Raw genomic sequence first — 22,561 nt, 5'->3', positions numbered from 1 at the left:
ATGCTTATGCTACACCCAGGCTGAACAATGAAAATGCAATTCATCCTGGGGTTGAAATTTTGTGGCCGTTTCGGCCTGCTTCTGGGCCTGCTGGCGGCCAATGCACCCGCGCGCGCGCAATTCTCCGGACCCGGCTCCGAAGGCGCCGCGCTGGCGCCGCCCTCCCTGCCCTCCCTGCTGCCCGGCGGGCTTCCAGTGCCGACCCTGCCGCAGTCGGTGCAGCAGGACATTCTGCAACGCATGCGCGACGCCGCCACCGGGCGCCCCCCCGGCGGCCCGCTGCCCGCACCCAGCGCCCCCGCCTTTCCCAACCCGCCTGGCACCGCCACGCCTGGTGCCGCCCCGCCTGGCACCGCAGCCGCCGCGCCGCTGGCGGGTGGCGCCACGGCGGAGCCGCTGTCCCATACCGAGATCTTCTTCGCCGAACGCCTCGGCCTGGCGCTGCGGCAATTCGGCTATGACAGCTTCACCAGCACCAGCCGCGCCCCCAGCCAATCCGGCGCCCTGCCGGAGAACTACCTCATCGGGCGGGAGGATGAGCTGGTCCTGGCGCTCCGCGGCCGCACCCGCGCCACGCTGAACCTGCGGGTGCAACGCGACGGCACCATCCTGACCCCCGACCTGCCGCCTATTCCCGCCGCCGGCCGCACCCTCGGCGCGCTGCGCGCGGACCTCGAAGCTCGCGTCGCGCGGGACATGCCGGGCACCGAAGTCTTCCTGTCCGTGGGCCAGGTGCGGCAGATCGCCATCTTCGTGGCCGGCGAGGTGCAGCGGCCAGGGATGCAGACCGTCACCGCCCTGTCCTCCGTGCTCGATGCACTGGCCCAGGCCGGCGGGCCGCGCCGCACCGGCAGCCTGCGCGCCATTCGCGTCGAAGGCCCGCATGGCCGCCGCACCATCGACCTCTACACGGTCATCACCGGCGAAGGCGCGGAGGTGGATCTGGCGCTGCGCGAGGGGGAGCGCATCATCGTGCCGCCGCTCGGCAGCGTGGTCGCGGTGGCCGGGCAGGTGACGCGCCCGGGCATCTACGAACTGCCCGCCCGCGCCACCAGTGCGCCGCTGGCCACCCTGCTGCGCCTGGCCGGAGACCCGCTGCGCCCGGCCGGCAACCGCTTCCTGGTGCAGGGCACGGAAGCCGGCGGTGGCCGCAGCTTCGCCGAAATCGGCCCGCGCGATGCCGTGCGCCGCGGCGACAGCGTGCTGGTGCAGCCAGGCGCCGATGTGGTGGCGAACCAGTTGCGCCTGGCCGGCCACGTCTCCGCCCCCGTCACCCGCGCGATCGGCCGCGGCGGCGCCACGCTGCGATCGCTGCTGCGCGACGCCCGGCTGGTGCGGCCGGACCCCTATCCGCGCCTGTCCGTCATCCTGCGGCTGGACCCGGCGACGCGCGGCCGCCACTTCGTGCCCTTCGACCTGGCCCGCACCCTGGAAGGCACCACCGACCTGCCGCTGACCGAGGGCGATGAGGTGATCGTGCTCGGCAATGCCGACATCGCCTGGCTCGCCAGCCCGCCCGTGCAGCGCGCACTGCGCGGCGAAGCGCCGCAGGAGACAGCCTGCGCGGCGCTGACCCAGCTCGCCATCGCCAGCCGCAGCGCCCCCGCCCGCTTCGCCCATGCGCGCGGTGCCGGCTTCCCGGATATCGGCGCGCCGGCCTGCCCGCAGCTGTTCCTCGACTACCCGCAGCTTCTGGGCTTCCTGCTGGACTCGGCCGTGCTGCTGAGCGGCGAAGTGCGCCAGCCCGGCCTGTTCCCGCTGCTGGACGATACCGGGCTCGACCTGCTGCTGGCCGCTGCCGGCGGCGCCACCGATGGCGCCGACCTGTCCGCCGTGGAGCTGGCGCGCGAACCCGTGGACCAGGCCGGCGCGCAGCCGCTGACCCGCCTGCTGCTGGATTTGCGGTCCCGCAACTTCCGGGCGGTGCGGCTTTCACCGCGCGACGTGCTGCGCGTGCCGCGCGGCTTCTCCGACCGTGAAAGCGGGCCGGTGGTGCTGGCAGGCGAAGCCGTGCGTCCCGGCAGCTATGACATCCGTCGCGGCGAACGCCTGTCCGAATTGCTGGCCCGCGCCGGCGGGCTGACCCCCCAGGCCTACCCCTACGGCGCCGTCTTCACCCGCGACAGCGTGCGCCGCCGCCAGCAGGAAGGCTTCGCACGCGCCGCACGAGACCTCGAAACCTCCCTGGTCCAGGTCGCGGCCGGGCAGGCGGTGGCGGGCGGGCGCGCGCAGGGCGTGGATGTGGGCAGCGCCATCACCGCCGGGCGCGAACTCGCCGCCTCCCTCCGCCAGGCCCAGGCCGCCGGTCGCATGGTGGTGGAGGCAGACCCGGTGCAACTCGCCGCCCACCCGGACCGCGACGTGCTGCTGGAACCCGGCGACCTGATCGTCATTCCGAAACGCCCCAACGAAGTCACCGTCGTCGGCGCCGTGCTGAACCCGGGCAGCCTGCAATTCCGCTCCGGCTGGCGCGCCAACGACTACGCCCGTGCCGCCGGCGGCGCACAACGCTTCGCCGATACCGGCCGCGCCTTCGTCGTGCTGCCGAACGGCCAGGCCGCCCCAGCGGGACTCTCAGGCTGGCAGTCCGGCGGCCCACCCATCCCACCCGGCAGCCTGGTCGTCGTGCCGCAAGACCCCTCCCCCTACGAAACCTGGGGCTTCATCCGCGACCTGACCCAGGTGCTGAGCCAAGTCACCATCTCCTCCGCCGCCCTGGCCGTGATCGCGCGGGAGCTGCGTTGAGGGAGGGGGGCGTGGGTGATTGCAGGGGGACGCTGTCCCCCTGCACCCCCTGCCAAGGGGCAGTGGCCCCTTGGAACCCTCGAATCATGAGCAGGAGTGGAGAGGGGGCAAGCGGTACCGCGGAACAAGCGCTTGCTGCGGCCCCCTCTCCTCTCCTGCTCAAAGACCCCGTGGTCCAGGAGGCCACTGCCTCCTGGCGGGAGGGTGCAGGGAGGGCAGAGCCCTCCTTGCGAACCACCCGCGCCGCCCTTCTCCTCACGCTGTTCCTGCCCGCCATCGCCGTGGCGGAGGAGGTGCCGGGGACCGGGTCGAATTATGGCGGGGTTGGGCTCATCGAGATGCGGAATGCGCGGTTTCGGCCGGATGGGGTGGTGGAGGCGGGGTCGTCGTTGCGGCATCAGCGGCGGTTTCATTTCATCAATTGGCAGGCCTTGCCGTGGCTGGAGACGACGTTCCGGGTGGCGGAGCGGTTGGATGGGACCCGGGGCGCCGGGATGACCACGGATCGGTCCTTCGATGTGAAGCTGCGGCTGGTGGCGGAATCGGATTGGGCGCCGGCCTTGGCGATCGGGTTGCAGGATTTCATCGGAACCGGGTTGTATTCGGGCGAGTATGTCGTGGCGTCCAAGCGGTTCGGGCGCTGGGATGCGACGGTCGGAGTGGGCTGGGGGCGGCTGGGCACCGGGGATGATTTCGGCAATCCGCTGACGGCCGTATCGCCGCGGTTCGAGGATCGACCGCGTGATGTGGGCCAGGGTGGTTCGATCAACACCATTCCCTTCTTTCGCGGCGAGCAGGCGGCGGTTTTCGGCGGGCTGGAATATTCGCTGCCGGAGGTGTGGACGCCGTTTGGCGGCGTCGAGGGTTTGCGCGCCAAGGTCGAGTATTCCGGCGATGCGCTGCGCGACGAACGTGGCGGCTGGCCGGCGCGGACCACCGGGTTGCGGGGCGAGGCGCGCAGCCGCGTGAATTACGGGCTGCACTGGTCGAATGGCTGGCTCGATGCCGGGCTGGACTGGGTGCATGGCACGGACCTGCTGTTCCGGATTTCCGCCCGCTTCGACCCGGACAGGGTGCCGGAGCTTGAGAGGCTACCCGCCCTCGGCCCGCGCCCGGCGGCGGCCCCGGCGCCGGAGGAGGCGGTGCGGAACGCGCTGCGCCAGGCCGGTTTCCGCCCGGTGGCGGTGGAGATTGTGGGGGCGGAGGCGCGGATTGCCGTGGCGGGCGGCCGGCAGCGCCGGCTGGCAGGCGCCGCGGGGCGGGTGCTGCGCGCGGTGCAGCCACATCTGCCGGGTGAGGTGGAACGGCTGCGCCTGTCCTGGCGCCAGGCCGGGGTGGAGGTGGCGCGGCTGACGCTGCCACGGCGTGCGATGGAGGCCGCCAGCCGTGGCGACGGCAGTGCGGAGGAAGTGTTTTTCGCCAGCACGCTGGAGCCGGTGGGTGCCGATCGCTTCGGGCTGATGGCCGGCGGCGCCGGATTGTCCTGGGGCGCGGAGCCGCAATTCTCCCTTTTGCTTGGCGATCCCTCCCGCACCGTGCGCTGGCAGGCCGCCGCCGTGGTCGGCGGGCGGTGGGAGATCGGGCAGGGTTTGGCCATCGCGGGCAGCCTTTCGCGTGCCCTGGTCGGCAATCTGGCCGATGCGCCGCCCTCCGACAGCGTGCTGCCGCGCGTGCGCTCCGACGTGGCGCGCTATGCGCGGGAGGGGCAGACGGCGATCCCGGCGCTGTATGGCGAAGGCATAAGGGCGTTGGGGCCGGACCTGTTTGGCCGGGTCACCGCGGGGTATCTGGAGCCAATGTTCGCCGGCATCTCGGCGGAGGTGCTGTGGCGGCCGCATGACCGGCCCTGGGCGCTGGGCGTGGATGTCGCGCGGGTGGCGCAGCGGGATTACGACCAGCAATTCGGCGTTCGGGACTATCAGGTGACCACCGGCCATGTCTCGGCCTATGCCGACCTGCCCTGGTTCAACCTGTATGGCGTGGCTCGCGCCGGGCGGTATCTGGCGGGGGATTGGGGCGGCACGGTGGAGCTCGGCCGGCGCTTTGCCAGCGGCATCGAGATCGGCGGCTTCGCCACACTGACCGACGTGCCCTTCAGCAAGTTCGGCGAGGGCAGCTTCGACCGCGGCATCTTCATCCGCATCCCGCTCGATGTATTCGGGATCGAGACGCGGACCGTGGCGCCTGTGGTGGTGCGAAGCGTGACGCGCGATGGCGGCGCCCGGCTTTCGGTGGACAACCCGCTGTGGGAGGTGACGCGGGAGGGGCGGAGCCGGGCGCTGCAGGATGGGTTTCGGGATTTTCTCAGGTAGGAGCATTTTCAAGTCAGGCGGCTTCGCCTGACGACTCGGAAAATGCGACCGGGCCAACCCTACGGCAGCGTCTGCAGTTGCCGCTCCACCACGCTGCGCCAGGGTGCCCCGGGTGGCGCCTCGGACAGCAGGGCTTGCCAGATGCGGCGGGCATTCTCCGCCCGGCCGGCACGCGCTTCCGCCAGGCCGGACAGGAAGCGCAACCGCGGCTCCTGCGGCGCGGAGCCAAGCGCGCGGGCGATCAGCGCGGCGGCGGCGGCGTGTTCGCCGCGCTCGATCTCCAGCTCCGCCAGGTCCCCGGCGAGCTGTGCATCGAAGCGCGCATCCAGCGCGACGCGGTAGGCGGTGGCGGCCTCGGCCAGGCGGCCGCGGGACCGTTCGGCATTGCCGAGCAGGATCTGGCCCTGGCGGCCCGTCTCGCTGGCCGGGTCCAGCGCGGCGACGCGTGAGCGCAGCGTCTCCAGCATCAGGTTCTCCGCCTCCGCCATCCGCTGGCGTTCCTCGAAGGGCACCGCGGGCATGTCCGGCGTGCCGCGCACCATATACAGGCCGAGCGCCGCGGCCGGCAGCAGGAAGACCAGGGCGGCGAGCAGCGCCGGGGTGCGGCCGGGTGCCTCGATATCCCTGGCATCGCCCGGTGCGGCCAGGATGCGGCGCTGCACCTCCAGCCGCGCCGCCTGGTGCTGTGCGGCATCGAGGCGCCCGGTCTCCAATTCCCGGTCCAGCTCGTCAAGCTGCGCCCGGTACAAGGCGAGATCCGCCTCCGCCCGGCCGCGCAGGCGGGCGGGGCGGATCAACATCCAGGCAAGCGGCGCCAAGGCGAACACCGCAAGGCCGCCGAGCAAAAGCCAGATCACGCCTTGGTTCCGTCCTTCAGCTTGAGCGCCGCATTGATCTCGGCGAGGCGGCGCTGTTCTTCCGCGTTCAGGGGCGCGGGGGGTGGCGTGGTGGCGGTGCCGCGGCGGGCCAGCAGGATCAGCCCGAAGCCCACCAGCAGCGCCACCAGCGGCGTGGCCCACAGGATGAGCGTGTTCCAGGCGAAGGGCGGCCGCAGCAGCACGAAATCGCCGTAGCGGGCGTGCAGGAAACTCTTCACCTCCCGGTCGCTGTCGCCGGCGGTGATGCGTTCGCGCACCAGCAGGCGCAGGTCGCGGGCCAGGCCGACCTCGCTGTCCTCGATCGACTGGTTCTGGCAGACCATGCAGCGAATCTCGCGACCCAGCGTGCGGGCGCGGTCTTCCAGCGCCTGATCGGGCAGCATGTCGCCGGGGCTGGTGACAGCGGCGGCTGAAAGGGGCGCCAGCAGTAGCAAACAGAACAACATGCGGACCGCAAAGCGGGCCGAGCGCGCGAAGGCGCGCCGCGCCCAGACCCACTGTGCGGCTCGGCACGTCCGTGCAAGGCGCGAAGGCAAGGCGGCTGAGCCGCCGCCCGCCGTTTGAGGGCAAGATTTACGCATGTCGGCGCAGCAGGATGCGAAGGTCCTGTTCCAACACTTCGTCGGTGATGGGGCCGGCATAGCGCCAGCGGATGATGCCCTGCGCATCCAGCAGATAGGTCTCCGGCACCCCGAAGACGCCCCAATCAATGGCGACGCGGCCGGGCATGTCCTGTGCCAGGCGATTGAACGGGTTGCCGTGGCGGCGGATGAACTGAAGGCTGTCGGGCGCCTTGTCCTTGTAGGCAATGCCGAACACCGGCACGCCCTCGCGCGAAAGGCGCATCAGTTGCGGGTGTTCGATGATGCAGGGCACGCACCAGCTCGCCCAGAAATTCACCAACACCGGCCGGCCGATGCCACGCAGATCGGCCGCGCCGAAAGGCTCGACGCCCGAGTCCGGCAGCGCCGGCAGGGTGAAATCCGGCGGCGCCTGGCCGATCAGGGCGGAGGGCACGCCGCGCGGGTTGTAGGCACCCCTGCGCTGGCGATCGAGCGCGGTGTAGAAGCCGACACCGCCCGCCGCCGCGATGGCAAACGGCGCGGCCAGCAGCAGGCGGCGGGAGGTGGGCGTCATGCCCGCACCGTCGGGTTGCGGACGGCCCCGCGATTGGGCGCGGACACCCGCACCCGCCGGTCCGCCAGGGACAGCGCGGCGCCGAGCGACATGATGCCGGCGCCGATCCAGATCCACGGCGCCAGCAGATTGTAATGCACGCGGACCACGGCGCGGCCGGTCGCCGCCTCCTCCTCCCCCACCACGGCGTAGAGGTCGGCCATCAGGTTGGTGTGGATGGCGACTTCCGTGGTGTGCATGCGTGCCACGGGGAAGTAGCGGCGTGCGGGGGTCATCACGCGTAGCTCCTGGCCGTCGCGCAGCACGGTGATGTAGGCGCGGCGCGCGGTCCAGTTCGGGCCGACCTCATCCCGCACGGCATCGAGGCGCCATTCATAGCCAGCCATCGTGGTGGATTCGCCGGCCGCCAGGGAGACGAGCCGTTCCTGCGCCAGCCCCATGCCGGCGATGCCCGCCGCGGTGATGCCGATGCCGGCATGGGCGATGGCCGCCCCCCAGGCCGCGCGCGGCAGGCCCTTCGCACGGCTCCAGGCATTGCCGAGATTCGTGCGGAACAGCGCGGTCCGGTCGGCGATATCGGCGAAGGCGGCACCCACGACCCAGGCCGCAAAGGCGAAGCCTACCGCCGGCAGCACGCGCTGGCCGGAGGCCAGCAGGGCCACGAAGAAGGCGGCAAAGCCGATGACAGCGACCCACCAGAGCTTCATCACAACTGGAAAAAACTGCGCCCGCTTCCACGGCATCAGCGGCCCCGCCGCCATCGCCAGCAGCAGCGGCACCACCAGCGGGAAGCTTGCCGCATTGAAGAAGGGCGGGCCGACGGAAACCTTGCTGCCGAACAGCGCATCGGCAAACAGCGGCCACAGCGTGCCGACGAAAACCACCGCGGTGATCGAGCAGATCAGGAGATTGTTCAGCACGATCGCACCTTCGCGGGAGACGGGCGCGAAGACTCCGGTCGGGATCATCGCCCGCGCCCGGAAGGCGAACAGCAGGAAGGCGCCAGCCAGGTAGAACATCAGCAGGCCGAGGATGAACAACCCGCGCTCCGGGTCATTGGCAAAGGAATGGACGCTGTTCAGGACGCCCGAGCGCACCAGGAAGGTGCCGAGCAGCGACATGCCGAAGGCGATGATCGCCAGCAGGATGGTCCAGGTTTTCAGCGCCTCTCGCTTCTCCACCACGATGGCGGAGTGCAGCAACGCCGTGCCAATCAGCCAGGGCAGCAGCGAGGCGTTCTCGACCGGGTCCCAGAACCAGTAGCCGCCCCAGCCCAGCTCGTAATAGGCCCACCAGGACCCCAGCGCGATGCCCATGGTCAGGAAGGACCAGGCGGCCAGCGACCAGGGCCGCACCCAGCGGCCCCAGGCGGCGTCAACGCGGCCCTCGATCAGGGCGGCGATGGCGAAGGCGAAGGTCACGGCGTAGCCGACGTAGCCGAGATAGAGCAGCGGCGGATGCAGTGCGAGGCCAATATCCTGCAGGATCGGGTTCAGCCCCTCGCCATCCAGCGCCGGCGGCCAGACGCGCTCGAAGGGGTTCGAGGTCTTGATGGTGAAGGCGAGGAAGCCGAGCGAGATCAGCCCCAGCACGCCCAGCACGCGCGCACGCAGCGCCGTCGGCAATTCCCGCCCGAAGGCGGAAACGGCCGCGCCGCAGATCCCCAAAATCATGATCCAGAGCACCAGGGAACCCTCGTGATTCCCCCAGGTGCCGGTGATCTTGTACAGCATCGGCTTGGCCGAATGGCTGTTCTGCACGACGTTCACCACCGTCGTGTCGTTGATCGCGTAGGAATACATCAGGCAGGCAAAAGCGGTGGCAATCGCCACGCATTGGCCGAGCGCCAGCGGCGCGCCCGTCGCCATCATCCGCCCGTTGCGCATTTCGGCGCCGAGCAGCGGCAGGACGGATTGCGCGAGCGCCAGGATCATCGCCAGCGCCAGGGCGAAATGGCCGAGTTCCGCAATCATGAGCCGCTGCCCCCCACCCGCGTCGGCTGCATCGTGTTCCAGGTGGCGGCTGGCGGCGGCGTGCCCTGCTCGGGCTGCCAATGGCCGGCGCGTTTCAGCGCATCCGCGACCTCGGGCGGCATGTAGGTTTCATCGTGGCGCGCCAGCACCTCGGTCGCGCGGAACATGCCGTCCGTGCCGAAGCGGCCGGCGGTGACCACGCCCTGACCCTCCCGGAACAGGTCCGGCAGCACGCCCTGATAGGTGACGGGGATGGTGTTGGCGCCATCCGTCACGCGGAAGCGGATGGTCGGCCTTTCCCCGGTGGCGGCCTGCTCACGCTCCACGCTGCCTGCCTCGACCAGCCCGCCGAGGCGGAAGGACCGCTCCGGCGCCGGGCGCTCGGCGATGATGTCGGATGGGGAGCGGAAGAAGACGATGTTGTCCTGGAAGGCGGTCAGGGTCAGGGCGGTGGCGCTGCCCACGCCAATGCCACAGAGCAACAGGATCCAGAGGCGACGGCGCTTGCGGGTCATGTCTCTCTCTCACCCCGGGGGTCGAGGCGCTTCAGTTTCACCACCGCCTGCCGCTGCCGCAGCACGGCGGCAATCGCCAGGCCGCCAAACGCGGCCAGGGTGCCGGTCCAGGATAGCGTGATGTGAATCCAATGGCTTGTCATGGATCAATCCAAGACTGCGGATCGGTCTGCTGACCGGGCTGAGGCCGCGAATGCGGCCCGCCGCTTATGCGGCGAAGCCAAGGAAACCGGAGGTTTCCGCCCGTCACGCCACTGGCGTGCCTGCGGCACGTCTGAGGGAAAACAAAATTCATGCCGCGACATCCGCGCGCCGGGCGCGGGCTGTCTCCAGCGCCCAGATGCGGCGTTCCATCACCGCGGCCCGGGTGCGGGCCAGGACCACCGCGGCCAGCAGCAGGGAGAAGCCGAGCGTGCAGACCAGCAGCGGGTACAGCATGTCCACATGCATCCCCGGCGCATCCAGCCGGGTGACGCTGGCCGGCTGGTGCAGGGTGTTCCACCAGTCGACGGAAAATTTCACGACCGGCAGGTTCACCAGCCCGACCAGCGCCAGGATGGCGCCGGCCCGCGCGCCCCGATCGGTCTCGTCGAAGGCGCGCACCAGCGCGGCGTGGCCGAGCCAGAGGAAGAACAGCACCAGCACGCTGGTCAGCCGCGCATCCCACACCCACCAGGTGCCCCACATCGGCTTGCCCCACAGGCTGCCGGTGGCCAGGCAGAGCGCGGTGATGGCCGCACCCACGGGCGAAAGCTCCCGCGCCGAGAGATCCGCCAGCGGGTGCCGCCAGATCAGCGACATCAGGGACAGGATGCCGAGGCCCAGATACCCGCCCATGGCCAGCCAGGCCATCGGCACATGGACATACATGATGCGGACGGTCTCGCCCTGCTGCCAATCGGCCGGCGCGAAGCCCAGCGCCCAGATCGTGCCCCAGGCGGTGACGCCGAGCGCCAGCGCCCAGAGCCAGGGCATGATCCGCCCGGTCCAGCGCAGGAACTGCCCCGGATTGGCGAATCGGTGCAGGGACCGCGCTGGTGGGGCGGTGAGGGGCTGGCCCGCTTTGCGGGGCGTGAGGGGTCTGGCGTCCACACCTCTAGAGTAAGGGTGCTTCGCCCCGGATTGAAGCCATCGCCTGGGGGCGTTACGTCTGAATCTTGCAACAACGCCGCCGGGAGACGTCCATGCTGTTCGCCATCACCTGCACCGACAAGCCGAATTCCCTGGAACTCCGCATGGCCACGCGGCCGACGCATCTGGAATACCTGAAGTCCAAGATGGCCAATTTCGTCGTCGTCGGCCCGGTGCTGGACGCCGAGGGCAAGCCCTGCGGCAGCCTGCTGGTGGTGGAAGCCGAGGACCAGGCCGCGGCGGAGGCCTTCGCCGCCGGCGACCCCTACGCCAAGGCCGGACTGTTCGAGACGGTGCAGGTGCGGCCGTTCCGCATGGTCTTCAAGGACGGGGCGATGGTCTGATGCCCCCCGCACGCCAGTACTGGTTGGTGAAATCGGAGCCGGACGCGTTTTCCTGGGACCAGCAGGTGGCGAACGGCACCGAACCCTGGACCGGCGTGCGGAACCACATGGCCAAGCGCAACCTCGCGGCCATGAAGCAGGGCGACCTGGCCTTTTTCTACCACTCCAACATCGGCAAGGAGATTGTCGGCGTGGTCGAGGTGGCGAAGGAAGCCTACCCCGACCCATCCGTGGAGCCGGGCACCAAGGGCGGCTGGGTCTGCGTCGACATGAAGGCGGTGGGGCCGATGCCGAAGCCGGTGACGCTGGCCGAGATCAAGGCGGACCCGGATTTCGCCGAATTCGCCCTGGTGCGGATGTCGCGGCTTTCGGTCATGCCGGTCTCGGCGGAGCACTGGAAGAAGCTGAGCAAGCTGGGCGGCTGGAAGGGCAAGTAGGATGCGGCTGGAAGGCTCGTGCCATTGCGGCAAGGTGGGGTTCAGGTGCGAGAGTGCGCATCCCTACCCATACCAGCGCTGCTACTGCTCGATCTGCCGCAAGACCCAGGGGGGCGGCGGCTACACCATCAACCTCTCGGCTGAGATGGCGACGCTGAAGGTGCGCGGCGCCAAGCATCTGAAGGTGTATCAGGCGCGGCTTCGGGAGCCGGGCCAGCGCGCCCGCAAAAGCCCCGGCCAGCGCCATTTCTGCGCCGAATGCGGCAGCGCGCTGTGGCTGTTCGACCCGCGCTGGCCGGAGCTGGTGCACCCCTTCGCCTCCGCCATCGACACGAAGCTGCCGGTGCCGCCGGAGCACACCCACCTGCTGCTGGGCTCCAAGGCGAATTGGGTGGAACCCTGCTTCGCGGAGGGCGACCGCCGCCACCGCGCCTATCCCAAAGAGAGCATCGCCGAATGGCATGCTCGGCTGGGGCTGGAGACATGAGCGAGGTTTCGGCCGATGAACGGGTGCTGTGCCGGCTGGAGGAGATCCCGGATGGCGAAAGCCGCGGCTTCACCCCGGCGGCGGGCGCCTTCACCGGGCTGTTCGCCATTCGTCGGGGCGGCCAGGTCTTCGTCTATGTGAATTCCTGCCCGCATATCGGCCTGCCGCTGGACCCGGCGCCACACCGATTCCTCGATTCGAAGCGCAGCGCCATCGTCTGTTCCGCCCATGGCGCGCGGTTCCGGATCGAGGATGGCGAATGCACCTCCGGCCCCTGCTATGGCGAGAGCCTCGAATCGGTGCCGGCGCGGGTGGATGCGGAAGGGCGCGTGATCGTGCCAGCGGGCGCCGGGCTGTAGCGGCGACGATTGCCCTTTGGGCGGCGGTCAGGAGATTAATTTTCTTCTTGTTGACAGGCACGGCCGCATTCGTGGAAAAAACTTCCATGAACAACGTCCTTCCTCCGTCCGGTGCGCGATGTCGCCCCTCTCCAGGCCATCGCCCTACCCGCCCCTGACCCTCGGAGATACCGCATGACTTCCGCCCCTGCCGGCCGCCTGCGCCGGCGCCTTCTGTTGAAGACGCTCGCCTTCGCCAGCGCCCCGGCCATCGCCCGCGCCCAGTCCAGCGCCCAGTCGAGCTACCCGGACCGCCCCATCCGCCTGATCGTGCCCTGGCCGCCCGGCGGCGCGGTGGATGTGCTGGCGCGCGCCATCCAGCAGGCGCTCAGCGCCGAGCTTGGCCAGCCCATCGTCATCGAGAATACCGGCGGCGCCTCCGGCCGCGTCGGCGGCCAGGCTGCGGCCCGTGCCGCGGCGGATGGCCACACGCTGCTGCTGGCCAACGACACCTTCGCCGCGACCGAGGCGGTGCCCGTGACCGGCGCGCCATCTGTCCGCCACGCGCTGCGGCCACTTTCCCAGATCGTCACGGCGGAGCATGGCTTCTTCACCCATCCGCGCTCCGGCCTGAAGACCATCCAGGATTTCGCCGCCGCCGCCCGGGCGCGGCCGGGGGCGCTGAATGTCGGCGTGCCGGGGATCGGCGCCTCCCAGCACCTGACCAGCGAATTGCTGCTGCGCGCCGCCGGTGGGCTGCTTGTGGAGCATGTGCCCTATCGCGGCGGCGGGCCGGTTCTGCAGGACCTGCTGGCGGGAAACATCGATGTCGGCGTGGTGACCTTCTCTGCCGGCGTGCCGCATGCGCGCGATCGCACGCTGCTGCCCTTGTTCGTCACCAGCGCCGCACGGCCGCCCGCCTTGCCGGAGGTGCCGACGGCCGGGGAGAGCATCGCGCCGGGCTTCGTGCAGGATACCTGGATCGGGCTGTTCGCCCCCACCGGCACCCAGGTGGCCGCGACGGAGCGGCTGGACCAGGCCATCCGCGCCATCCTGGCCCAGCCGGAGATACGGGAAAGGCTGGCCGGACTGGGCTTCACCCCCTCCGGCCTCGGCGCCAGCGCGTTCGGCGCACAGTTCGACAGCACCATCACCACCTTCGCCGCCATTGCGCGGGAACGGGGGATCACGGCGGGGAGCTGACAGCGCCCGGCTTCCGCCATTCCATGATGTGGAAATAGGGTACGCGGCGGTAGCGCGCCGCCGCGTGCGGGTCGCCGCCCGGCGCCGCGGTGGGTTCGGCGAAATGCGACAGCACCAGGCCCTGGCCCAGCAGCAGGCCCATGTACTGGCTCAGCGGCCGGTGCCAGTTGCGGATGCAGATGCCGCGCCAGCCGACCCATTCAGCGCGCTCCTCCAGGTAGTGGTCGATGGCGAAATGCGCTTCTTCGCCATCCTGCCGCACCCAGCCCGCCGGCATACCGGCGGTGAAGAAGGGGTTGAGGTTGGCAATCAGCAGGCGGCCGCCGGGGGTCAGCACGCGCGCCATCTCGGCGATGGCGGCGGCGGCGTCCGGAATGTCGATCAGGCTGAGATAGCTGACCACCAGGTCGCAGGTGCCATCCGGCAGCGGCAGCGACTCTGCCCGCCCGGCCCGGTAATCGCCCTGCGGATCGCGCATCCGGGCCTCATCCAGCAGCGCCTCCGTCGGGTCGAGGCCGATCGCTGCAATGCCGCGGGCGCGCAGAATCCGGCAGAAGCGGCCCTCACCGCAGCCGACATCGAGCGCCAGGCGGGCCGGCGCCGCATCCACCCGCGCCAGCATCGGCGCATCCAGCACGAAGCGACGGCCGTAATCGCCGGCCTCGCCCTGGCTCGCGATCCAGGCCGCGGCCGAGTCGCGCCAGCCATCCTCCATAGTCATCCTTCCTGCCGGTTGACGCAGCGCAATGCCGCGTGCCCCATTCATGCTTCAGAAACCGGCCAATAGGCCGGAACGCGATGCGCCGAGAAGACTGTGCCTAAGGGACCGGGGGAACGCCCAATGACCGAAACAACCTTGATCGCCGTGAAGCCCGGCATTGCCGCGCGCGCCCATGTGGATGAGGCGGGCTACAAGGCGATGTATGCGGAAGCCGCCGCCAACCCGGACGCCTTCTGGGCGAAGGAGGCGCAGCGCATCGCGTGGATGCAGGCGCCGACGGTCATCAAGAACGTCGATTTCGGCGCCGAGTCAGGCAAGGTGTCGATCAAGTGGTTCGAGGATGGGGTGCTCAACGCCTCCGTCTCCTGCCTCGACCGGCATCTGGCGACCCGCGGCGACCAGGTGGCGATCATCTGGGAGGGGGATGACCCCAACAGCGACGCCAAGGTGACCTACAAGGACCTGCACGCACGGGTCTGCCAGTTGGCCAACGCCATGCGCGGCATGGGCGTGGCCAAGGGCGACCGGGTCTGCATCTACCTGCCGATGATCGTCGAGGCCGCGGTCGCCATGCTGGCCTGCGCCCGCATCGGCGCGGTGCATTCCATCGTCTTCGGCGGCTTCTCGCCGGACAGCCTGGCGTCGCGCATCCAGGATTCGGATTGCGTGCTGCTGATCACGGCCGATGAGGGCCGTCGCGGTGGCCGCAAGGTGCCGCTGAAGGCCAATGCGGATGAGGCGCTGCGGACCTGCCCTTCCATCCGCAACGTCATCGTCGCGAAGAACACCGGCGGCGCGGTGCAGATGCTGGCGGAGCGCGACCATTGGTGGTCGGACGCCTGTGACACCCAGCCGGAAACGGCGGAGCCGGAGAAGATGAACGCGGAGGACCCGCTGTTCATCCTCTATACCAGTGGCAGCACCGGCAAGCCGAAGGGCGTGCTGCACACCACCGGCGGCTACCTGGTCTGGGCCAGCTTCACGCACCAGAACGTCTTCGATTATCGCGAGGGCGAGATCTACTGGTGCACGGCGGATGTCGGCTGGGTCACCGGCCACACCTACATCGTCTATGGCCCGCTCGCGAATGGCGCGACCACGCTGATGTTCGAGGGGGTGCCCAACTACCCCACCGTGTCCCGGTTCTGGGAGGTGGTGGACAAGCACCAGGTCAACATCTTCTACACGGCGCCGACCGCCATCCGCGCCCTGATGCGGGACGGCGAGGCACCCGTGCAGCGCACCAGCCGCGCCAGCCTGCGAATCCTGGGCAGCGTCGGTGAGCCGATCAATCCGGAAGCCTGGCTCTGGTACTACCGCGTGGTGGGTGATGAACGCTGCCCGATCGTGGACACCTGGTGGCAGACCGAGACCGGCGGCATCCTGATCAGCCCGCTTCCCGGCGCCATCGCCCAGAAGCCCGGCTCCGCCACCCTGCCGCTGCCCGGCGTGAAGCCGGCGCTGGTGGACAATGACGGCAACTTCCTGGAGGGCGCGACCGAGGGGAACCTCGTGCTGCTGGATAGCTGGCCGGGCCAGATGCGCACGGTCTATGGCGACCATGACCGCTTCGTGCAGACCTATTTCGCCACCTTCAAGGGCACCTACTTCACCGGCGACGGCGCCCGCCGCGATGCCGATGGCTACTACTGGATCACCGGCCGGGTGGATGACGTGATCAACGTCGCCGGGCACCGGATGGGCACGGCGGAAGTGGAAAGCGCGCTGGTGGCGCACCCCAAGGTGGCAGAGGCCGCGGTGGTCGGCATGCCGCATGAGATCAAGGGCCAGGGCATCTACGCCTATGTCACCCTGAAGACCGGCGAGGAGCCGTCCGAGGCACTGCGGAAGGAGCTTATCGCCTGGGTCCGCAAGGAAATCGGCCCGATCGCCAGCCCGGACGCCATCCAGTGGGCACCGGGCCTGCCCAAGACCCGCTCCGGCAAGATCATGCGCCGCATCCTCCGCAAGATCGCGGCGAATGAGACGGATGCGCTGGGCGATACCTCGACGCTCGCGGACCCCGGCGTGGTGCAGGATCTGGTGGACAACCGGGTGGGTTGAGCTACCGCGGCACCACCGGCACCGGCAGCGCGCGAAATCCAGGGCGGGCGAACAGAAATCCCTGCATCGCGCGCACGCCTAGGCGGCGCAGCGCCGCCAGTTCGCCCGGCGTCTCGATCCCCTCCACCACCGGCGCCATGCCGAAGGCGTGCAGCTGCGCCAGCGTCGCCCGCACCCGTTCGAAGCGTGCCGCATCCTGGTCCAGGCCCATGATCACCTCACGGGCGATCTTGGCGCCGTCCGGGCGCCACAGCAGCAGCAGCGGCATGCGGGCATGGCCGGTGCCGACATCATCCAGCGCGATGCGAATGCCGCGCCGTTGCAGCGCCGCCAGGGCGCGGGCCAGCGCTTCCGGGTCCTGTACCGGCTCCATCTCACTGATTTCGAACACCAGGCGATCGGTCGGGAAACCCATCGCCTCCGCCTCCGCCACCGTGCGGCTGGCGCAGCACTCGGGCTGGCCGATGCAGCCGGGGAAGATGTTCAGCGTCAGCGCGGCGCCGGTTGCGGCCAAGCCGAGGCGCATCGCCTCCGCCAGCGCCACCCGCCGGATCTCCACATCCACCGCGTAGCGCGCCTCCAGCGGAATGGCGCCCAGCACGGTGGCCGCGCCTTCGCCCGCCGGACCGCGCACCAGCGCTTCCTGCGCCAGGGTCAGGCCGGTCTCGACATCGACGATGGGCTGGAAGGCGATGGCGAAGCGGGGGGTCACGGTGGGCTCATCCAGTAAAAGATAAATTATTCATAAATTTTTACGCGGCGCCCGTCGAGCACCAATCGCATCACCTCTCGTCGCCCATCAGGGTTGCACAAGGCGCGGTTGCGGAACGGCCCGCTTGCCCGCAGCATCCCGCCAAATGGCCGACCCTCCCGATAGGCGACAGACGCGCCGCCTGATCCTCGTGCTCGGCTTGGCCTGCCTTGCCTCGAACCTGGCGACCCGCGCCTATGACCCGCTGGTCGGCGTGCTGGCGGAGGATTTCGCGGCCAGCCCCGCCACCATCGCGCTGCTGTCCACCGCCTTCGCCCTGCCCTATGCGCTGGTGCAGCCCGTGCTCGGGCCGCTGGGCGATGCGGCGGGCAAGCGGCGGGTGATCCGGATCTGCCTGGTGGCGCTGGCGGTCGCACTCGCCGCCGCCGCCCTGGCGCCGGACCTTGGCACGCTGACCATGCTGCGCATCCTGGCCGGGGCCGCGGCGGGCGGCATCTTTCCGCTCGCCATCGCGGCCATTGGCGACCATGTGCCGATGGAACGCCGGCAGGTGGCGCTGTCACGGCTGCTGGTGGCGGGGCTCACCGGCTCGGCCGGCGGCGCCCTGCTGTCGGCGGCGCTGGAGCCCTGGATCGGCTGGCGCGGCGTGACGCTGGTCTGCGCTGGCGCCGCGCTCGCCGCCCTGCCGATGCTGCGTTCGCCGCCGGGCAAGCCGGAACAGCGTGGGCCGAAGCTGAACCTGGCGGATTCGCTGCAACGCTACCGCCAGATCATCGCCCTGCCGGCGGCACGCGTGCTGTATGCCTGCGTGTTCCTGGAGGGCATGTTGATCTTCGGCATCTTCCCCTTCATCGCGCCGCTGCTGGCGGAGCGTGGCCAGGGCGGCGTGACGGAAGCCGGCTTCGCGGTGGCCGCCTTCGGCATCGGCGGCTTCGTCTTCGCCGCACTCGCCGGGCTGATGCTGCGGCGCATGGGCCAGTCCCGCATGGTGCTGCTGGGCGGCGTGCTGGCGGCGCTCGGCCTGGTGGCCCAGGCGGCGGCGGCGCATGCGGCGGTGCTGGTGGCGGGCTGCCTGCTGCTCGGCCTCGGCTTCTACATGATGCACAGCTCCATCCAGACCCGGGTGACGGAGGTGGCGCCGATGGCCCGCGGCAGCGCGGTGGCGCTGCATGCCTTCAGCTTCTTCCTCGGCCAGTCGCTTGGCCCGGCCGTGATGGGGGGTGGCCGGGCCGCGATCGGCGCCGAATGGGCGCTGGTGATCGCCGCGCTGGGCGTGCTGGGGCTGGGTTTCTGGCTGTCCCGCCGCGGCCGCTGAGGCCGCGTCCGCCCGGATGTTCCGGTTCGCGATTCGCCCCAATTTGGAACGCAGGGTGAATCGTGGACCTGCCGGCCCGCCCGCCCGCCGTTCCGAATCAAGCCCCTGGCCCGAGTCGCGCGAACGAATCGCTGACGCGCTGAATCCGTTCTCCCACCACAAGCCCTGGGGGTTGCACCGCCGCCGGGCCACAAGCGCGTTCCCCGAGTCGCGGCCGAGTCGCGGAACACGCCGTGACAATCAGAAGTCGGTGACGCGGCCCTTCTGTTCCCAATCGCCATAGCGTGTCGGCTCCGGCCCCTTCGGCCCGCCGATCTCGGGCGGCAGCGCCAGGCGGATCGGCTTCTCGGCCGGCGGATCGCCAACCGGCGGCGGCGGCGCCTCGCCCGGAATCGGGATGCCGTCCGGCGGCGGCTCGACCGGCGCGGGCGGCACCTCCGGCACCGGCATCCCGGGCGGCGGCATGGTGGGATCCGTCGGTGGCAGGGGCACCTGCTGGGCCGAGAGGGGGTTGCTTTCGGGCGGCAGGAGCCGGCCCTCGTGAATCGCGTTGTTCATGCACCACATGTAGGTGGTCCCTGCCCGCTTCGGAGGGCCAGGTCGGCATCAGCCGAAGTTTGCGCGGAGGAATGGACACGAGATGAGCGGCTATCTGCGGACGGCGATCCTGCTGGCGGGCATGACCGCCCTGTTCGTCGGCGTCGGCTTCATGATCGGCGGGCAGCAGGGCATGGTGATCGCCTTCCTGGTCGCCTGCGGCATGAACGTCTTCGCCTGGTGGAACAGCGACCGCATGCTGCTGCGGATGCACAATGCGCAGCCGATCGGGCCGAACGATGCGCCGCGCCTGTACCAGATGACCCAGCAGCTGGCCGCCAATGCAGGCCTGCCGATGCCGGCGCTGTATGTGATCCATGAGGACCAGCCCAACGCCTTCGCCACCGGCCGCAGCCCGGAGCGCGCGGCGGTGGCGCTGAACACCGGCCTGCTGGACATGATGCCGGAGCGTGAGGTGGCGGGCGTGATCGCGCATGAACTGGCCCACATCAAGAATCACGACACGCTGATCATGACGATGACCGCGACCATCGCGGGCGCCATCGGCATGCTGGCGCAATTCGGCTTCCTGTTCGGCCGCGGCGACAATCGCCAGAACCCCTTCGGCATGATCGGCACGATCCTGATGATCGTGCTGGCGCCGCTGGCCGCCATGGTGGTGCAGATGGCGATCAGCCGATCGCGCGAATATGAGGCGGATCGCATCGGTGCCGAGATCGCCGGCGATGCCGAGGGCTTGGCCTCCGCCCTACTGCACCTGGAGGGCTACAAGGCCGGCCGGATCAACCAGGCCGCCGAGGCCAATCCGGCAACCGCACATATGTTCATCATCAACCCGCTATCCGGCCTGCGCATGGATGGGCTCTTTTCCACCCATCCGAAGACGGAAAACCGCGTCGCCGCGCTGCGGGAGTTGGCCGGCCGGATGGGCCCGCCCGCGGCGCCGCCACCGCGCCAGGCAGCACCGCGCCAGGCTGGTGGCCCCTGGAGCAACCCGCCGCGCCGCAACCCCTGGGGCTGAAGCCGCGTTGCGTGGGACCTCTCCTTTCATGGAGGTTCCGCCATGTGGTCACCCCTCATCTGGCGAAGGATGCCCCGGTTGATCCGACATTTCCTGATCCAGGGTGCGGCCGGCTTCGGCATCGCCACCCTGGCCATGACCGGGCTGCTGCTGGCCGATCCTGGCGATGCGCGCAGCCTGCTGCTGAAGGCGGCCGGGCACTGGTGGCCGGCCGCGCTGCTGTGGGTGTTCCTGGGGCTGACCTTCGGCGCGGTGCAGATCGGCGTGGCGACCATGCTGCTGGCAACGCCGGACCCGCCGCAGCGGCCGCGCGGCCGGCCGATGCCGGTCCGGGTGGCCGTCCCCGCCGTCATGCGTCGCCGCTGACTTACGGCTTCCGGCGCACCCGCGTGCTCCAGATGTGCCAGGCATAGGTGGCTATGAAGCCGCCGACGACGACGTAGGCCAGCGGCTCCAGCCAGCCTTCGATCTGGTCGTACTGATCCTCCAGCAGGTAGCCGGCCATGGTCAGGAAGGTGATCCAGACTGCGGTACCCAGCGTCGTGTACAGGTAGAAGACCGGGCGCGGGATGCGGATCAGACCGGCGGGGATGGAGATCAGCGTGCGGATACCGGGCAGCAGCCGGCCGAAGGACAGCGCGATGGGGCCGTATTTCGCCAGCGTCGCCTCCGCCTTGCGGAGGTCGTCCTCTCCCACCGCGAACCAGCGGCCGTAGCGGCCGACCAGCGGGCGGATCCGGTCGGCGCCGATGGCGCGTGACAGCTCGTACCAGACCGCATTGCCCAGCAGCGTGCCGATGACGCCGGCAATCAGCGCCAGGGTCAGCGACATCTGGCCGCGCGCCGCGGCGAAGCCGGCCAGCGGCATGATCACCTCCGACGGGATCGGCGGGAACAGGTTCTCCATGAACATCAGCGCCATCACGCCTGGCCAGCCACCGGCGGCCACAATGTTCGTCACCCACTCGATCATGGCGCAATCCGATACAGCGTGAGCGTGACCCTGCGGCCGCGCGAATAGTTGAAGCCGGCGACGGTGCCGTGCTCGGTCACCGCCAGGCCGCTTGTGGCGGCATCCGTCCGGAAACGGGCCAGATCGCGGTCTCCGACTGCGACCAGCCGCCCGGGTTCGCCGGCCAGGAAATCCACCGCCGCGGCGGCGTTCCGCAACAGCCGGATTTCCCCGCCCATCGCGAACAGCAGGGACGGCTCGTGGTAGCCGACCACGCCGAAGCGGTCATCCGGCAGGCCGGGTGCGGCGATCCGCACCGCCTCGGCCAGCCGCGGCGAGATCCAGGGCGCCTCCAGCCGCGGCAGCACCAGGCCGAGCGCCACCGCCTGCAACGGCACCGCCAGCAGCACGGCGAGCAGCGCGGCCCGCGCCGGGGCACCGTCGCGCAGCATCCGCAGCAGGCCCCAGCCAAACAGCGCCGCCGCCGGCAGTCCGAGCAGCGACAGCGGGTCCACCGCGCCATCCGCCAGCACCGGCAGCACGGCCGAGGCGATGCCAAGCCCGGTCGCGGTGGCGATGGCGCCGACCGTCGCCAGCAGCGCCAGCCAGCGCGGCGGTGCCCGGCGCAGCGGGTCCAGCGCCCAGGCGGCGGCCAGCAGCATCAGCGCCGGGTAGGTTGGCATCACGTAGTGCGGCAGCTTGGTGGTCACCGCCTCGAACATCAGCCAGACCGGAATGGCCCAGGCGAGCAGATAACGCGTGCCCGGTTGCAGCCGGTCCGCCCAGATGCCGGGCGCGGCGCGCAGCACCAGGAAGGCGGCGGGAAAGGCGGCGATGCCGAAGCTCAGCAGGTAGTAGCCGGGCGGCCCCCAATGGTTCTCATCGGCGCCGCCCACCTTGCTCAGCATGTCGCCGCCCAGCGCCTCGGTCAGGAAGCGGCCCTCGGTGGCGATGGTGACGGCGATGAACCAGGGGGCGGCGGCCAGCACCATCAGCGGCACGCCCCAGCCGGGGCGCAGCGCGCGCAGCCAGGGGGCGCCAGCGGTCCAGGCGCGATCCACCATGGCCAGGGTGAGTGCGGCCAGCGCCGCCACCAGCGGCCCGATCGGCCCCTTCAGCAGGATCGAGACACCGAGTACCAGCCAGAAGACGGCCGCAGCCCCCGCGCCAAAGCCGATGGGCTGCACATAGGCCCGCCCCATCAGCCCCATGGCGACGACGATGGTGCCCAGCAGCGCCGCATCCGTCTTGGCGATGTGGGTCTCGACGCCCAGCACGAAGCATCCCGCCAGCATCGCCGCGCCAAGAAAGGCCGCCCGCCGCCCCACCAGCGCCCGCCCGAGATGCGCCGTGGCCAGTACCGCCAGCATCGCGCCGGCAAGGGACGGAATGCGATAGGCCCAGATATCGTCGCGGTCGCCGAGCCGGAAGGCTTCCACCATCCGCACCGAGCCGGCTTGCAGCCAATGGATGCCGGCGGGCTTCTTGTTGCGCTCCACCTCGCCGAAGCGGATGCGGACCAGGTCGCCGGTCTCGACCATCTGCCGGCTGGCCTGGGCGAAGCGGCTTTCGTCGCGGTCGCCGGCGGGAATGCTGAAGAAGCCCGGCAGCCACAGCAGCAGGCATAGCAGCACGAGCCAGGGAAGCGGGCGCCGCGTCTCCGGCAGCCGATCAAGGAAATCGCGGAGCCCGTGCATGCGCGCGGCCCTAGCATGGCG

23 protein-coding genes are annotated in these 22,561 nt (G+C 70.3%); 11 read left to right on the top strand and 12 right to left on the bottom strand.

Annotated elements, in window-relative coordinates; translation table 11 throughout:
- Positions 1–33: 33 nt before the first annotated feature.
- Both ACFHNC_RS13630 and ACFHNC_RS13625 read left to right on the top strand, forming a co-directional pair.
- Positions 34–2,745 carry an SLBB domain-containing protein gene (locus ACFHNC_RS13630; RefSeq protein WP_437169766.1) on the top strand — a complete coding sequence of 904 codons (2,712 nt, stop codon included), beginning with the start codon at positions 34–36 and terminating at the stop codon, positions 2,743–2,745.
- 227 nt (positions 2,746–2,972) lie between these two features.
- Entirely contained in the window at positions 2,973–5,057 is a 2,085-nt protein-coding gene (locus tag ACFHNC_RS13625) for a YjbH domain-containing protein (protein WP_437169765.1), read from the top strand.
- 59 nt (positions 5,058–5,116) lie between these two features.
- Here the strand turns inward: ACFHNC_RS13625 and ccmI are convergent, their stop codons facing one another.
- The 7 genes from ccmI to ACFHNC_RS13590 all read right to left on the bottom strand — a co-directional run bounded on the left by ccmI (position 5,117) and on the right by ACFHNC_RS13590 (position 10,652).
- Positions 5,117–5,914, bottom strand: a complete 798-nt coding sequence (ccmI, locus tag ACFHNC_RS13620; RefSeq protein ID WP_437169764.1) for a c-type cytochrome biogenesis protein CcmI — start codon at positions 5,912–5,914, stop codon at positions 5,117–5,119.
- Entirely contained in the window at positions 5,911–6,381 is a 471-nt protein-coding gene (locus ACFHNC_RS13615) for a cytochrome c-type biogenesis protein (protein ID WP_437169763.1), read from the bottom strand. Before ACFHNC_RS13615 ends, ccmI begins: the two co-directional genes overlap by 4 nt.
- 127 nt (positions 6,382–6,508) lie before the next feature.
- Positions 6,509–7,072, bottom strand: a complete 564-nt coding sequence (locus tag ACFHNC_RS13610; RefSeq protein WP_437169762.1) for a DsbE family thiol:disulfide interchange protein — start codon at positions 7,070–7,072, stop codon at positions 6,509–6,511.
- Entirely contained in the window at positions 7,069–9,045 is a 1,977-nt protein-coding gene (locus tag ACFHNC_RS13605; protein ID WP_437169761.1) for a heme lyase CcmF/NrfE family subunit, read from the bottom strand. Before ACFHNC_RS13605 ends, ACFHNC_RS13610 begins: the two co-directional genes overlap by 4 nt.
- Positions 9,042–9,560, bottom strand: coding sequence for a cytochrome c maturation protein CcmE (gene ccmE, locus ACFHNC_RS13600; RefSeq protein WP_437169760.1), 519 nt, complete (start codon positions 9,558–9,560; stop codon positions 9,042–9,044). Before ccmE ends, ACFHNC_RS13605 begins: the two co-directional genes overlap by 4 nt.
- Positions 9,557–9,703, bottom strand: a complete 147-nt coding sequence (locus ACFHNC_RS13595) for a hypothetical protein (RefSeq protein WP_437169759.1) — start codon at positions 9,701–9,703, stop codon at positions 9,557–9,559. Before ACFHNC_RS13595 ends, ccmE begins: the two co-directional genes overlap by 4 nt.
- 148 nt (positions 9,704–9,851) lie before the next feature.
- Positions 9,852–10,652: a heme ABC transporter permease gene (locus ACFHNC_RS13590; protein ID WP_437169758.1), complete on the bottom strand. Its 801-nt coding sequence runs from the start codon at positions 10,650–10,652 to the stop codon at positions 9,852–9,854.
- A 92-nt stretch (positions 10,653–10,744) separates the two neighbouring features.
- Here ACFHNC_RS13590 and ACFHNC_RS13585 point away from each other — a divergent pair, with 92 nt between their 5' ends.
- The 5 genes from ACFHNC_RS13585 to ACFHNC_RS13565 all read left to right on the top strand — a co-directional run bounded on the left by ACFHNC_RS13585 (position 10,745) and on the right by ACFHNC_RS13565 (position 13,500).
- Positions 10,745–11,035, top strand: coding sequence for a YciI family protein (locus tag ACFHNC_RS13585; protein WP_437169757.1), 291 nt, complete (start codon positions 10,745–10,747; stop codon positions 11,033–11,035).
- A complete protein-coding gene (locus ACFHNC_RS13580) occupies positions 11,035–11,472 on the top strand; it encodes an EVE domain-containing protein (RefSeq protein ID WP_437169756.1) in 438 nt (145 codons plus the stop codon). Before ACFHNC_RS13585 ends, ACFHNC_RS13580 begins: the two co-directional genes overlap by 1 nt.
- A 1-nt stretch (position 11,473) precedes the next feature.
- Positions 11,474–11,959 (top strand): GFA family protein, encoded by a 486-nt coding sequence (locus ACFHNC_RS13575; RefSeq protein ID WP_437169755.1) that lies wholly within the window; start codon positions 11,474–11,476, stop codon positions 11,957–11,959.
- Positions 11,956–12,318: a Rieske (2Fe-2S) protein gene (locus ACFHNC_RS13570; protein ID WP_437169754.1), complete on the top strand. Its 363-nt coding sequence runs from the start codon at positions 11,956–11,958 to the stop codon at positions 12,316–12,318. Before ACFHNC_RS13575 ends, ACFHNC_RS13570 begins: the two co-directional genes overlap by 4 nt.
- Positions 12,319–12,492: 174 nt before the next feature.
- The gene (locus ACFHNC_RS13565; protein WP_437169753.1) at positions 12,493–13,500 is read left to right on the top strand and encodes a Bug family tripartite tricarboxylate transporter substrate binding protein; all 1,008 of its coding nucleotides are present in this window, start codon (positions 12,493–12,495) and stop codon (positions 13,498–13,500) included.
- On the opposite strand, the gene ACFHNC_RS13560 is transcribed toward ACFHNC_RS13565, so the two are convergent.
- Complete coding sequence (locus ACFHNC_RS13560) at positions 13,484–14,221, bottom strand: class I SAM-dependent methyltransferase (protein ID WP_437169752.1); 738 nt, start codon at positions 14,219–14,221, stop codon at positions 13,484–13,486. The two genes, ACFHNC_RS13565 and ACFHNC_RS13560, sit on opposite strands and share 17 nt — an antisense overlap.
- 120 nt (positions 14,222–14,341) lie before the next feature.
- Between ACFHNC_RS13560 and acs the strand changes: the two genes are divergently transcribed.
- Positions 14,342–16,285 (top strand): acetate--CoA ligase, encoded by a 1,944-nt coding sequence (acs, locus tag ACFHNC_RS13555; protein ID WP_437169751.1) that lies wholly within the window; start codon positions 14,342–14,344, stop codon positions 16,283–16,285.
- A gap of 1 nt (position 16,286) precedes the next feature.
- Here the strand turns inward: acs and ACFHNC_RS13550 are convergent, their stop codons facing one another.
- Positions 16,287–16,997, bottom strand: a complete 711-nt coding sequence (locus ACFHNC_RS13550; RefSeq protein ID WP_437169750.1) for an EAL domain-containing protein — start codon at positions 16,995–16,997, stop codon at positions 16,287–16,289.
- Between the two features lie 145 nt (positions 16,998–17,142).
- On the opposite strand from ACFHNC_RS13550, the gene ACFHNC_RS13545 reads away from it, so the two are divergent.
- Positions 17,143–18,312 (top strand): MFS transporter, encoded by a 1,170-nt coding sequence (locus tag ACFHNC_RS13545; RefSeq protein ID WP_437169749.1) that lies wholly within the window; start codon positions 17,143–17,145, stop codon positions 18,310–18,312.
- A 240-nt stretch (positions 18,313–18,552) separates the two neighbouring features.
- On the opposite strand, the gene ACFHNC_RS13540 is transcribed toward ACFHNC_RS13545, so the two are convergent.
- Positions 18,553–18,777 (bottom strand): DUF1674 domain-containing protein, encoded by a 225-nt coding sequence (locus ACFHNC_RS13540; RefSeq protein WP_437169748.1) that lies wholly within the window; start codon positions 18,775–18,777, stop codon positions 18,553–18,555.
- A 175-nt stretch (positions 18,778–18,952) separates the two neighbouring features.
- On the opposite strand from ACFHNC_RS13540, the gene htpX reads away from it, so the two are divergent.
- Positions 18,953–19,891 carry a zinc metalloprotease HtpX gene (gene htpX, locus ACFHNC_RS13535; protein ID WP_437169747.1) on the top strand — a complete coding sequence of 313 codons (939 nt, stop codon included), beginning with the start codon at positions 18,953–18,955 and terminating at the stop codon, positions 19,889–19,891.
- 78 nt (positions 19,892–19,969) lie between these two features.
- On the top strand, positions 19,970–20,257 hold the full coding sequence (locus tag ACFHNC_RS13530; protein WP_437169746.1) for a hypothetical protein: 288 nt from the start codon (positions 19,970–19,972) through the stop codon (positions 20,255–20,257).
- Between the two features lies 1 nt (position 20,258).
- On the opposite strand, the gene ACFHNC_RS13525 is transcribed toward ACFHNC_RS13530, so the two are convergent.
- Positions 20,259–20,864, bottom strand: a complete 606-nt coding sequence (locus ACFHNC_RS13525) for a DedA family protein (protein ID WP_437169745.1) — start codon at positions 20,862–20,864, stop codon at positions 20,259–20,261.
- Entirely contained in the window at positions 20,861–22,540 is a 1,680-nt protein-coding gene (locus ACFHNC_RS13520) for an ArnT family glycosyltransferase (RefSeq protein WP_437169744.1), read from the bottom strand. Before ACFHNC_RS13520 ends, ACFHNC_RS13525 begins: the two co-directional genes overlap by 4 nt.
- Between the last annotated feature and the right edge of the window lie 21 nt (positions 22,541–22,561).

It is taken from the genome of Falsiroseomonas sp. E2-1-a4, from assembly GCF_051433165.1.
In the GTDB taxonomy this organism is placed as follows: Bacteria; Pseudomonadota; Alphaproteobacteria; order Acetobacterales; family Acetobacteraceae; genus Falsiroseomonas.
This window is presented reverse-complemented; position numbering and strand designations above follow the sequence as displayed.

Excerpts from the sequence above, each read along its gene's own strand:
- ACFHNC_RS13630 (WP_437169766.1), top strand. The coding sequence starts at position 34 with ATGCAATTCATCCTGGGGTTGAAATTTTGTGGCCGTTTCGGCCTGCTT.
- ACFHNC_RS13615 (WP_437169763.1), bottom strand. The coding sequence starts at position 6,381 with ATGTTGTTCTGTTTGCTACTGCTGGCGCCCCTTTCAGCCGCCGCTGTC.
- ACFHNC_RS13610 (WP_437169762.1), bottom strand. The coding sequence starts at position 7,072 with ATGACGCCCACCTCCCGCCGCCTGCTGCTGGCCGCGCCGTTTGCCATC.
- ACFHNC_RS13605 (WP_437169761.1), bottom strand. The coding sequence starts at position 9,045 with ATGATTGCGGAACTCGGCCATTTCGCCCTGGCGCTGGCGATGATCCTG.
- ccmE (WP_437169760.1), bottom strand. The coding sequence starts at position 9,560 with ATGACCCGCAAGCGCCGTCGCCTCTGGATCCTGTTGCTCTGTGGCATT.
- ACFHNC_RS13595 (WP_437169759.1), bottom strand. The coding sequence starts at position 9,703 with ATGACAAGCCATTGGATTCACATCACGCTATCCTGGACCGGCACCCTG.
- ACFHNC_RS13585 (WP_437169757.1), top strand. The coding sequence starts at position 10,745 with ATGCTGTTCGCCATCACCTGCACCGACAAGCCGAATTCCCTGGAACTC.
- ACFHNC_RS13580 (WP_437169756.1), top strand. The coding sequence starts at position 11,035 with ATGCCCCCCGCACGCCAGTACTGGTTGGTGAAATCGGAGCCGGACGCG.
- ACFHNC_RS13575 (WP_437169755.1), top strand. The coding sequence starts at position 11,474 with ATGCGGCTGGAAGGCTCGTGCCATTGCGGCAAGGTGGGGTTCAGGTGC.
- ACFHNC_RS13570 (WP_437169754.1), top strand. The coding sequence starts at position 11,956 with ATGAGCGAGGTTTCGGCCGATGAACGGGTGCTGTGCCGGCTGGAGGAG.
- ACFHNC_RS13565 (WP_437169753.1), top strand. The coding sequence starts at position 12,493 with ATGACTTCCGCCCCTGCCGGCCGCCTGCGCCGGCGCCTTCTGTTGAAG.
- ACFHNC_RS13560 (WP_437169752.1), bottom strand. The coding sequence starts at position 14,221 with ATGACTATGGAGGATGGCTGGCGCGACTCGGCCGCGGCCTGGATCGCG.
- acs (WP_437169751.1), top strand. The coding sequence starts at position 14,342 with ATGACCGAAACAACCTTGATCGCCGTGAAGCCCGGCATTGCCGCGCGC.
- ACFHNC_RS13545 (WP_437169749.1), top strand. The coding sequence starts at position 17,143 with ATGGCCGACCCTCCCGATAGGCGACAGACGCGCCGCCTGATCCTCGTG.
- ACFHNC_RS13540 (WP_437169748.1), bottom strand. The coding sequence starts at position 18,777 with ATGCCGCCGCCCGGGATGCCGGTGCCGGAGGTGCCGCCCGCGCCGGTC.
- htpX (WP_437169747.1), top strand. The coding sequence starts at position 18,953 with ATGAGCGGCTATCTGCGGACGGCGATCCTGCTGGCGGGCATGACCGCC.
- ACFHNC_RS13525 (WP_437169745.1), bottom strand. The coding sequence starts at position 20,864 with ATGATCGAGTGGGTGACGAACATTGTGGCCGCCGGTGGCTGGCCAGGC.
- ACFHNC_RS13520 (WP_437169744.1), bottom strand. The coding sequence starts at position 22,540 with ATGCACGGGCTCCGCGATTTCCTTGATCGGCTGCCGGAGACGCGGCGC.